The organism is Pseudomonas sp. OTU750018 (assembly GCF_011636575.1).
GTDB classification, from domain to species: domain Bacteria; phylum Pseudomonadota; class Gammaproteobacteria; order Pseudomonadales; family Pseudomonadaceae; genus Aquipseudomonas; species Aquipseudomonas peli.
In genome coordinates this window covers 1,007,805-1,016,967 of sequence record NZ_JAAPAU010000001.1, presented here as the reverse complement: position 1 = coordinate 1,016,967, position 9,163 = coordinate 1,007,805, and the positions used below count along the sequence as shown (strand labels likewise).

At 59.7% G+C, this 9,163-nt stretch carries 12 protein-coding genes; 7 read left to right on the top strand and 5 right to left on the bottom strand.

The window, feature by feature from the left end; all coding sequences use genetic code 11:
- Positions 1-96: 96 nt before the first annotated feature.
- The 3 genes from HCI85_RS04920 to HCI85_RS04910 are packed head-to-tail and all read left to right on the top strand — an operon-like array spanning position 97 to position 1,964.
- Complete coding sequence (locus tag HCI85_RS04920; RefSeq protein WP_167142564.1) at positions 97-336, top strand: CDGSH iron-sulfur domain-containing protein; 240 nt, start codon at positions 97-99, stop codon at positions 334-336.
- 36 nt (positions 337-372) lie between these two features.
- Entirely contained in the window at positions 373-1,218 is an 846-nt protein-coding gene (locus tag HCI85_RS04915; RefSeq protein ID WP_167142562.1) for an SDR family oxidoreductase, read from the top strand.
- Complete coding sequence (locus HCI85_RS04910; RefSeq protein ID WP_167142560.1) at positions 1,218-1,964, top strand: substrate-binding periplasmic protein; 747 nt, start codon at positions 1,218-1,220, stop codon at positions 1,962-1,964. The genes HCI85_RS04915 and HCI85_RS04910 overlap by 1 nt, the downstream gene beginning before the upstream one ends.
- Before the next feature lie 19 nt (positions 1,965-1,983).
- On the opposite strand, the gene HCI85_RS04905 is transcribed toward HCI85_RS04910, so the two are convergent.
- Both HCI85_RS04905 and HCI85_RS04900 read right to left on the bottom strand, forming a co-directional pair.
- Complete coding sequence (locus HCI85_RS04905; protein ID WP_090249171.1) at positions 1,984-2,418, bottom strand: VOC family protein; 435 nt, start codon at positions 2,416-2,418, stop codon at positions 1,984-1,986.
- Between the two features lie 30 nt (positions 2,419-2,448).
- Complete coding sequence (locus HCI85_RS04900; protein ID WP_167142558.1) at positions 2,449-3,111, bottom strand: YciC family protein; 663 nt, start codon at positions 3,109-3,111, stop codon at positions 2,449-2,451.
- Positions 3,112-3,244: 133 nt separating this feature from the next.
- Between HCI85_RS04900 and HCI85_RS04895 the strand changes: the two genes are divergently transcribed.
- The 3 genes from HCI85_RS04895 to HCI85_RS04885 all read left to right on the top strand — a co-directional run bounded on the left by HCI85_RS04895 (position 3,245) and on the right by HCI85_RS04885 (position 4,637).
- Positions 3,245-3,724 carry an NYN domain-containing protein gene (locus HCI85_RS04895; RefSeq protein ID WP_167142556.1) on the top strand — a complete coding sequence of 160 codons (480 nt, stop codon included), beginning with the start codon at positions 3,245-3,247 and terminating at the stop codon, positions 3,722-3,724.
- Positions 3,725-3,727: 3 nt separating this feature from the next.
- Positions 3,728-4,354 (top strand): 3'-5' exonuclease, encoded by a 627-nt coding sequence (locus HCI85_RS04890; RefSeq protein WP_160085473.1) that lies wholly within the window; start codon positions 3,728-3,730, stop codon positions 4,352-4,354.
- A gap of 106 nt (positions 4,355-4,460) precedes the next feature.
- On the top strand, positions 4,461-4,637 hold the full coding sequence (locus tag HCI85_RS04885; RefSeq protein ID WP_143003799.1) for a DUF6435 family protein: 177 nt from the start codon (positions 4,461-4,463) through the stop codon (positions 4,635-4,637).
- A 62-nt stretch (positions 4,638-4,699) separates the two neighbouring features.
- Here HCI85_RS04885 and HCI85_RS04880 read toward each other — a convergent pair whose 3' ends face one another.
- Both HCI85_RS04880 and HCI85_RS04875 read right to left on the bottom strand, forming a co-directional pair.
- Positions 4,700-5,665 (bottom strand): hypothetical protein, encoded by a 966-nt coding sequence (locus HCI85_RS04880; RefSeq protein WP_167142554.1) that lies wholly within the window; start codon positions 5,663-5,665, stop codon positions 4,700-4,702.
- 119 nt (positions 5,666-5,784) lie between these two features.
- Complete coding sequence (locus HCI85_RS04875) at positions 5,785-6,690, bottom strand: GlxA family transcriptional regulator (RefSeq protein ID WP_167144274.1); 906 nt, start codon at positions 6,688-6,690, stop codon at positions 5,785-5,787.
- Positions 6,691-6,930: 240 nt separating this feature from the next.
- Here HCI85_RS04875 and HCI85_RS04870 point away from each other — a divergent pair, with 240 nt between their 5' ends.
- Positions 6,931-8,067, top strand: a complete 1,137-nt coding sequence (locus HCI85_RS04870; protein WP_167142552.1) for an acyl-CoA dehydrogenase family protein — start codon at positions 6,931-6,933, stop codon at positions 8,065-8,067.
- Positions 8,068-8,125: 58 nt separating this feature from the next.
- On the opposite strand, the gene HCI85_RS04865 is transcribed toward HCI85_RS04870, so the two are convergent.
- Positions 8,126-9,163: an NADP(H)-dependent aldo-keto reductase gene (locus tag HCI85_RS04865; protein ID WP_167142550.1), complete on the bottom strand. Its 1,038-nt coding sequence runs from the start codon at positions 9,161-9,163 to the stop codon at positions 8,126-8,128.

The window sequence follows — 9,163 nt, the reverse complement described above, 5'->3', positions numbered from 1 at the left end:
GGATCGCTGGCAGGTGAACTATGCTGTGGGAGCATACCGGAGATGGCCGATGCTGCCGATGTTGCAGGGCCTTGCTCGGGTGCTTCAGGAGGTCACATGACTCACCCAACGATTGCCCAGCGCAGCCCCTATGCGGTTGCGGTCACCGCCGGCAACGATTACTTCTGGTGCCGCTGCGGGCTCAGCGTCGCACAGCCGTTCTGCGACGGCAAGCATAAAGGCAGCGGTTTCACCCCGTTGAAGTTCCACGCAGACGAGGACGCCACCCTGTACTTCTGTGGCTGCAAGCACACCCAGATACCGCCTTGTTGCGATGGCAGCCATAACAGGTTGTAGTAACCGCCTTTGCAGTCACTGGGTTGGAGACAGGTTATGTACCGCAAGGTGTTCGCCAACAAGGTATTCGACCGTAAAGTTGTGGTGATTACGGGCGGCTGCGCCGGTATTGGCCGCGCGCTGGCCATGCGCTTGGCACAGGCCGGCGCTCGGCTGGTGATCTTTGATCTGCAGCAGCAGGCGCTCGACAGCCTGGTGCAGCACCTGGCCGATCATCACAATGCTGAGGTTCTGGGCGTGCTCTGTGATGTGGCCGATGCGGCGGCAGTTGAGCGGGCGATGGCGCTGACCGTCGAGCGTTTTGGCGGCATTGATGTACTGGTCAATAACGCCGGCATTACCCACCGCAGCAGCTTTGCCGACACGGAGCTAGCCGTGTTTCAGAGGATTATGGCGGTCAACTATTTTGGCGCGCTGCACTGCACCAAGGCTGCTTTGCCCAGTTTGATCGCCCGCGGCGGGCAGATCATCGTGCTCAGCTCTCTCTCAGGCTTTGCGCCGCTGCTTTATCGTAGTGCCTATAACTCCAGCAAGCATGCCCTGCATGGTCTGTTTGAAACCCTGCGCTATGAGCTGAAGGGCTCCGGGGTCAATGTGATGCTGGTGTGCCCTGGCTTTACCGCCACTGACCTGCGCAAGAATGCCCTGGTGGGCGATGGCTCGGTGGCCTCGCAGCCGCCGTTGGCGATGGGCAAAGTCGCTTCGCCGCAGGATGTCGCTGAGGCTATCTACCAAGGTGCCTTGAAGCGTCGTCGGCTGCTGGTATTGTCCAATGTCGACTGGCGCGCGCGGGTGCTGGCGCGGTTCTTCCCACGGCTGTTCGAGCGTGTGCTGCTGCCGCGCCTGTCCGGCTTGAAACCGCAGCGTGCGGGAAGGTCCTGATGCGCCGCGCATGGCCCTTTTTACTGCTGTTGCTCGGTGCGCCGCTACACGCCGAGGAGCCGCCTGCGTTGCGGGTCATGACCGATATCTGGCCACCGTTCCGTATGCAGGAAGGTGATGGCCCGCTAACGGGGCTAGATATTGATGTGCTCGAGCAACTCACTGAGCGCACCGGGTTGCGCTTCGACGTCCAGCGTGCGCCCTGGGCGCGCGGTTTGGCGGCGCTGCAGAACGGTAAGGCGGACTTGATGACGGGGTTGGCGAAAACCCCGGAGCGTGAGGGCTATATCCATTACCTCGCACAGCCTTACTACGCTTGTGCGCCGCGTTTCTATGCTGCACCGGCGCAGGCCAAGGCGCTGCAGAGCTACAGCCAGCTGGCCAACCTGACGATCGGCCATGTGCTGGAGTCGGCGTACTTCGAGCCGTTTGATTCAGATCTGCAACTGCGCAAAACCGCGGTCAATACTGAAGGGCAGTTACTGGAAATGCTGGTGCGTGGCCGCTTGCAAACGGTGATCGGCACCGATTGTCAGGTCGACTATGAATTGCGCGATGCGCGCTGGAATGGCCATATCGCCAAGGCCGTGTTTCAGCCCGAGGCACACACCGATTTGTACATTGGCTTCTCCCGCCGGCGAGGCTTGCAGGCGCAGTATCAGCAGGTAAGCGAAGCACTGGCGCAGATGCAGGCTGAAGGCTGGATCGCCAAGGCTGCGCAGCGTTATCAGTCCGCCGCGCCTTGAGTTTCAACGCCTTCAGCCATTAGTGCTCGTGCGGCTCGATATACACCTCGTAGATCATTTCCAGATCCCAGAACGCTGCTTCGATCTTGTGGCCATCCAGATCGCGGACAAAGCAGCCGTAATAGGGCTCGCCATATTCTGCGCGAGGGCCGGGGGCGCCTTCGTCGCTGGCCCCAGCTTCCAGGGCTGCCTGGTAGAAATCGTGCACGGCGGCCTTGTTCGATGCGACAAAGCCGAAGTGGCTGCCATTGCCAATACTTGCCGGTTTGCCGTTGATCGGCGTCTGCACCCAGAACTCCGGGTATTCGCGGCCATAGGCGACAGCGCCGGGGTGGGCGAGTACGCGCTTGCAGCCGAGGGTGGCGAGCACCTGATCGTAGAAGGCGGTGGCCTTGTCGAATTGATTGGTGCCTATGGAGATATGCGAAAGGATGCTCGGGTTGGCGTCAGCCATGGCTCTGTCCTCCTTGAGTGTTGCTGGCGTTCACTCGACTTCGGGCTGGGCGCTGCGCAGCATAAATAGACGAAACAGCACGACGCTTGAGAATAGTTGTAAAAAGCGACTTGCGCAGTCGAGCAGCAGGCTCGCTAGGGCGTTGTCGGCCAAGACCTCGTTGGAGTGACTCCAGCCGTCGAGCAGCCACAGCGGCAGCATGACAATCAGGATGCAACCGAGCATAGGCCAGAAGTAACCGCTGCTCAGTTGGAAGCTCTCGTGCAGCGCCTTCATCGGGCTCAGACCGCGCAACACCAGCAGGTACTCGGCAAACGCCAGTTTGACCATCAGCCAGATTCCCGGCAGCACGAACAGCGAAGCGCCGAGCAGAACCGCCAAGGTATTGAGTCCCGCCAGCAGAGCGAAACTTGGCCACAGCCGTAGGCTGGCTGCCAGCAGATCGCGGGCGCGCGGCTGCTGGCCTTGGCTGCGTGCGTCGAGGAATAGAATCAGCGCGGCGCTATATAACGGGTAGAACAGCAAACCGGCGAGCAGGCGCCAGAGTGTGGCAGATTCGGCGTCCACCAGGCTGGTGACCTGCTGCAGCAACAAACCTTCGAGCACGATCAACGGCAGGCACAGGCGGGCAATCGCCACTATGTTATGGCTGAAGAAATACCAGGCGTCGCGCAGAGCGGAGGTCATATTCATGGTGGGCGCGTGTTGAGTCTGAGAGTCGCCACTCTAGCCGATTGCCCCTGGCGCTCCAATTTATGCCGGCTTTGCTAGTGCCTTGCTTCTGGCATACTGCCAGGCGCTTATTGCCCTGCCATGAGGATTACCGGTGAAGAAGATCGCCGTATTCGCCGATGTACAGAACCTCTATTACACCGTGCGCCAGGCCTATGGTTGCCATTTCAACTACGCCGCGCTGTGGGCCGATATCAGTCAGCATGGGCAGATTGTCGAAGCTTATGCCTACGCTATCGACCGAGGCGATCAGAAGCAGCAGCAGTTTCAGCAGATCCTGCGCAACCTCGGCTTTACCGTAAAACTCAAACCCTTTATCCAGCGCAGTGACGGCTCGGCCAAGGGTGATTGGGATGTCGGCATCACCATCGATATCATGGACGCCGCGCCGCGCGTCGATGAAGTGGTGCTGGCCTCCGGTGATGGCGACTTCGACCTGCTGCTGGACAAAATTCGCGGCAGTTATGGCGTCGACGCGGTGGCCTATGGCGTGCCAGGTTTGACCGCGCAATCGCTGGTGCGTGCGGCCAGTCGCTACGTGCCGATCGACGGCGCACTGCTGCTGAGAAACTGAGCAATGCTTGCCGACTCCATCGCCGTACTCGACTTTGAAACCACTGGCATGTCGCCGGCCCAGCAGGCGCGTGCCACCGAAATCGGTGTGGTAATCGTCGAGGGTGGGCAGATCGTCGCCCGCTACCAGAGCCTGATGAACAGCGGCGCCTGGGTGCCGCCGTTTATCGAGCAGCTCACCGGCATCAGCAACGCCATGTTGCGCACCGCACCGCCTGCCGCGCAGGTGATGCAGGAAGTGGCCGAGTTTGTCGGTGATCGTCCGTTGCTGGCGCATAACGCCAGTTTCGACCAGAAGTTCTGGGACGCCGAACTGGGACTGATTCGCCGTCGCCGCGTGCAGCCGTTTGCCTGTTCTTTATTGCTGTCGCGTCGTCTGTTACCGATGGCGCCGAGCCACAAGCTGGGCAATCTCAACCAGTGGATTGGTCTGCCTGATACTGGCAAGGCGCACCGTGCGCTGGCAGATGCCGAGATGGCGGCCAACCTGACCTGCTTTATGGCGGCGTTGCTGCGTGAGCGCCATGGCATTGCCGAGATTTCCCATGAGCTGCTGTGCAACCTGCAGCGGGTGCCCGCCGCGAAGATGTCGCTGGCGTTGCAGAAAATTCGTGATCACGCCTTTGGCTGACGATGCTTTTAGCGGCTTGTTACATCTGCGTCTCAACCATGGCGCGTGGCTGAATTAAGCTGGACAGGCACCTATCCTGGGCTCTTTGTCGACAGAGGCACACAGCATGTTCGGTTTGTTTAAAAGCGATCCCGCCAAGAAACTACGCAAGCAATACAGTGCCAAGTTGGAAGAGGCAATGCAGGCGCAGCGTAACGGTGATATCCGCAGCTATTCGATGCTGACGGAAGAAGCACAGGCGTTGTGGGCACAGTTGGAGCCCCTGGAGCGGGCCAAGCAATAAGTTGCCGATGCAAAAATCAAAAAAGGCTGCCATGAGGCAGCCTTTTTGCGTTTCGGTGGGGCTTAGTTTTGCGCCAGCTTCTGCTCGTATTGGGCGAGCATTTTCTGTGCGTGAGCCACTTCCAGGGCTTCCATGGCGTTGATCGGCTTGATCGCTACTGCGCGCTTGAGGTGTTGCAGTGCCTTGTCCTGCTCGTCGTCACCGTACACATAGGTCAGGGCATTGGCGTATTCGTAGTGGCCGATGGGCAGATTGTCCTGGGCCTTGAAGCTGCGGCTGAAGTATTTCTCCATGTTGTCAGCGCTGACGCCATAGGTCATGCGTCCGACCATCTTGCCAACCTTGCGGATTACCCCAGCTTCATAGCCGCCATACAGGGCCAGAGCAAAGGGTTGTTGCGGGTGCTTGGCCAGCAGGGCCTTGAGTTCGTCAGGAATCTGCGAGGTGTAGCCGCGCTTGAGTACTACCGGTACTGACAGCTCTTCACCCAGGCGCGCCTTGGCGTACACCCGGCCGAATTGCGCCACCGTATCGGCCTGAACCAGCTCGCCGGCCTGGTCGGTGTAAGTGATCACCTCTTCCAGCAGCTTGTGCTTCTCGGCCTGGTCGGGCACCAGGAACATGGCATACACCACCTGGGCAAACATCGCCGGGATCTGCCCGCCAACACCCAAGGCTAGGCCCTGTTGCTTTGCCTCGGCGAAATCACCACGGAACATCAACCGCCAGACATCCTGCAGCTTGGCCGCGTAAACCTCGGCTTCTTCCGGCTTGCCAGTGAAGCCGGTGTTGGCCAGCACGGTTTTTTCCAGCGCCTGAGGGTGCGTGGTGGCCATAGTCACCACCCAGTCAGCGTCGGGGAAGGGGTAGTTGGCGCCAAAGCCGCGTGTCAGTTGCGGCCAGGCCTGGCGCAGTTTGTCGCCTGAGTAGTCGTAGGCGCTTTGGTCGTAGGGGAAGGGTTTCCAGTTGTCAGCGGCGAAAGCGCTGAAGCTGCAGGCGGCAAGTAAGGCGATAAGTGTGCGGCGCATGGCAATGACCTGATTGTTGTAGGTATGCGCCGATCATAGAGTGCTGCCGCCCGCGCCCCACCCATCCAAGGATGAGTTGCGCGGGTTTTAAGTGCGTCGGGCCTGCGGCTGTGCCGATCTTAAGCATGGCTGTCCTTGTGCTGGAACTGTCGGCGGTACTGGTTGGGTGACAGTTCCGTGTGCTGACGGAACAAACGGGCGAAGAAGCTGGCATCGTCGTAACCCACTTCATAGCTGATGGTCTTGATGCTTTTGCGGGTGGCGCTGAGTAGCCCCTTGGCGGTTTCGATACGCAGGCGTTGCAGGTAGTGCAGCGGTTTATCGCCGGTGGCGGTTTGGAAGCGCCGCATAAAGTTACGGATGCTCATGCCGTGCTCACGGGCGACATCTTCGAAGCGGAACTTGTCGGCGAAGTGATCTTCCAGCCATTGCTGGATCTGCAGGATGGTCATGTCGTGGTGCAGCTTCTGCCCGCCAAAGCCGATGCGGCCGGGGGCGTAGTTGCGTTGCACTTCATAAAGAATGTCGCGGGCCACACCCTGGGCCACGCTGGCGCCGCAGAAGCGTTCGATCAAGTAGATATACAGGTCACAGGCGGAGGTCACACCGCCGGCGCAATACAGGTTGTCAGCGTCCGACAGGTGTTTTTCCTGATTGAGCAGTACCTTGGGGAAGCGCTCGGCAAACTCGTTGAAGAAGCGCCAATACGTGGTCGCTTCCTTACCGTCGAGTAGGCCGGCCTGGGCCATCCAGAATACCCCGGTGGCTTCGCCGCAGATTGCGCTGCCGGCGGCATGGCGCTGTTTCAGCCAGCTGAGCACTTGCGGGTGGCGCTGGCACAGGGCGTCGAAGTCATCCCAGAAGGCTGGCAGGATGATCACGTCGGCATCTGCCAGTGCGCCGTCGACCGGGATCAGCACATCACTGAAACTGCGCACGGGCTTGCCGTCCGGGCTGACTAGATGGATTTCAAAGGTCGGCGTCAGGCCTCGGCCCTGCTGTTTGCCGTAGCGCAGACTGGCCATGTGGAAGAAGTCTTTGGCCTGCATCAGGGTCGAGGCAAACACACCCTCGGTTGCAAGAATGCTGACGCGGTGCAGCGGCGCTGGTGACGGATTCGGCATATATATTGTTCTTATTAAGGCTAAGTGGTCATGAGCTGGCTGGATCGTCTTATTTTTTGGCGCTTGTGTCCAGTGTGACCAAGCGTTTGCTTGGCTAAAGTCGAGGCCACTTTAAAACCGCTCTATCAAGCAGGTGTTGCCATGATCCCTAGAACGATTTTCAGCTCCGAACACGAACAGTTTCGCGACAGCGTGCGCAAGTTCCTTGAGCAGGAAGCCGTGCCTTTCCATCATCAATGGGAAAAGGATGGGCATATCGACCGTGCGCTGTGGAACAAGGCGGGGGAGGCGGGAATGCTCTGCTCGCATATCCCGGAAGAGTACGGTGGCATGGCCGCGGATTTTCTCTACAGCACCGTGGTGATCGAGGAGGTCGGCCGCCTGGGCCTGACTGGCATCGGTTTCTCCCTGCATTCGGACATCGTCGCGCCCTACATCCTGCATTACGGCACCGAGGCGCAGAAACAGCATTACCTGCCAAAACTGGTGTCTGGAGAGATGGTCACTGCCATCGCCATGACCGAGCCCGGTGCCGGCTCCGACTTGCAGGGCGTAAAAACCACCGCGGTGCTGGATGGTGATGAATACGTGATCAATGGCTCGAAGACCTTTATCACCAACGGTTTTCTGGCTGATTTGGTAATCGTGGTGGCCAAGACCGATCCGAAGGCTGGCGCCAAGGGCACTAGCCTGTTCCTGGTCGAGGCTAATACACTGGGCTTCTCCAAAGGCAAGCGCCTGGAAAAGGTCGGCATGAAGGCCCAGGACACCTCCGAGTTGTTCTTCCAGGACGTGCGCGTGCCCAAGGAAAATCTGCTGGGCCAGGCCGGTATGGGCTTCGCCTATCTGATGCAGGAGCTGCCGCAGGAGCGTCTGACCGTTGGCATCGGTGCGCTGTCCTCGGCCGAGGCGGCACTGCAGTGGACCCTGGAGTACACCCGCGAGCGCAAGGCCTTCGGCAAGCCGATCGGTGATTTTCAGAACACCCGTTTCAAGCTGGCAGAAATGGCCACGGAAATTCAGATTGGCCGGGTGTTTGTCGACCGCTGCCTGGAGCTGCATCTGCAGGGCAAGCTGGATGTGCCGACTGCGGCCATGCTCAAGTACTGGGGTACCGACCTGCAGTGCAAGGTGCTCGATGAGTGCGTGCAGCTACACGGCGGCTACGGCTATATGTGGGAATACCCGGTGGCGCGCGCCTGGGCCGATGCGCGGGTGCAGCGCATCTATGCGGGCACCAACGAGATCATGAAAGAGATCATCGCCCGCTCGCTGTGATCGAGCGATGAATAAAAAGCCCGGCTATTGCCGGGCTTTTTTATGTCTCGTGCACTGATTAGGGGGCTGGGTTGGGCTGGGCTTTGTGTATCGCTTCGATAGCAGTTAGCACCTCGGCAGAGAGTTTCAGTTCGCTGCTGGCCAGGTTGCTGTCCAGTTGCTCCAGGTTGGTCGCACCGATGATGTTGCTGGTGACGAAGGGTTGCGCGGTGACAAAGGCCAAGGCCATCTGCGCCGGATCCAGGCCATGCTCACGCGCCAGGGCGACATAGCGTGCGCAGGCACTTTCCGATTCCGGGTTGGTGTAGCGGGTGAAACGGCTAAACAGGCTGATTCGCGCATTGGCCGGACGCGCGCCGTCAGCGTACTTGCCGGAGAGCATGCCGAAGGCCAGGGGCGAGTAAGCGAGCAGGCCGCATTGTTCGCGGATGGCGATTTCTGCCAGGCCCACTTCGAAGCTGCGGTTGAGCAGGTTGTAGGGGTTCTGGATCGATACGCTGCGCGGCCAGCCACGTTGTTCGGCCAGCTGCAGGAACGTCATGGTGCCCCAGGGCGTTTCATTGGACAGGCCGATATGGCGAATCTTGCCGGCCTTGACCTGTTCATCCAGGGCTTCGAGGGTTTCCTCCAGTGGGGTGAAGTCGTTGTCCTGATGGCGGTAGCCGAGCTGGCCGAAGAAATTGGTCGGGCGTTCCGGCCAGTGCAGTTGATAGAGGTCGATCCAGTCGGTTTGCAGGCGTTTTAGGCTGGCATCCAGCGCTTGGGCGATATGCGCGCGGTTGTGTTTGAGTTGACCGTCGCGGATATAGCCGATGCCATTGCCAGGGCCGGCGATCTTGCTGGCCAGCACCCAGTCGGCACGATCACCGCGCTTTTTGAAGTAGTCACCGATGATTTGTTCGGTCTTGCTGTAGGTTTCGGCGCGTGGCGGTACCGGGTACATCTCGGCGGTATCGATGAAATTTACCCCGTAGGCCTTGGCGCGTTCGATCTGGGCGAAGCCCTCGCTAGAGCTGTTCTGTTCGCCCCAGGTCATGGTGCCCAGGCACAGGCTGCTGACCTTGAGATCGGTGCGGCCGAGTTGACGGTAATCCAT

What these genes read in the sequence shown, in the direction of transcription:
- HCI85_RS04875 (WP_167144274.1), bottom strand. Translation starts at nt 6,690, where the DNA reads ATGGCCAGTCTGCGCTACGGCAAACAGCAGGGCCGAGGCCTGACGCCG.
- HCI85_RS04905 (WP_090249171.1), bottom strand. Translation starts at nt 2,418, where the DNA reads ATGGCTGACGCCAACCCGAGCATCCTTTCGCATATCTCCATAGGCACC.
- HCI85_RS04910 (WP_167142560.1), top strand. Translation starts at nt 1,218, where the DNA reads ATGCGCCGCGCATGGCCCTTTTTACTGCTGTTGCTCGGTGCGCCGCTA.
- HCI85_RS04890 (WP_160085473.1), top strand. Translation starts at nt 3,728, where the DNA reads ATGCTTGCCGACTCCATCGCCGTACTCGACTTTGAAACCACTGGCATG.
- HCI85_RS04870 (WP_167142552.1), top strand. Translation starts at nt 6,931, where the DNA reads ATGATCCCTAGAACGATTTTCAGCTCCGAACACGAACAGTTTCGCGAC.
- HCI85_RS04915 (WP_167142562.1), top strand. Translation starts at nt 373, where the DNA reads ATGTACCGCAAGGTGTTCGCCAACAAGGTATTCGACCGTAAAGTTGTG.
- HCI85_RS04880 (WP_167142554.1), bottom strand. Translation starts at nt 5,665, where the DNA reads ATGCGCCGCACACTTATCGCCTTACTTGCCGCCTGCAGCTTCAGCGCT.
- HCI85_RS04900 (WP_167142558.1), bottom strand. Translation starts at nt 3,111, where the DNA reads ATGAATATGACCTCCGCTCTGCGCGACGCCTGGTATTTCTTCAGCCAT.
- HCI85_RS04885 (WP_143003799.1), top strand. Translation starts at nt 4,461, where the DNA reads ATGTTCGGTTTGTTTAAAAGCGATCCCGCCAAGAAACTACGCAAGCAA.
- HCI85_RS04920 (WP_167142564.1), top strand. Translation starts at nt 97, where the DNA reads ATGACTCACCCAACGATTGCCCAGCGCAGCCCCTATGCGGTTGCGGTC.
- HCI85_RS04865 (WP_167142550.1), bottom strand. Translation starts at nt 9,163, where the DNA reads ATGGATTACCGTCAACTCGGCCGCACCGATCTCAAGGTCAGCAGCCTG.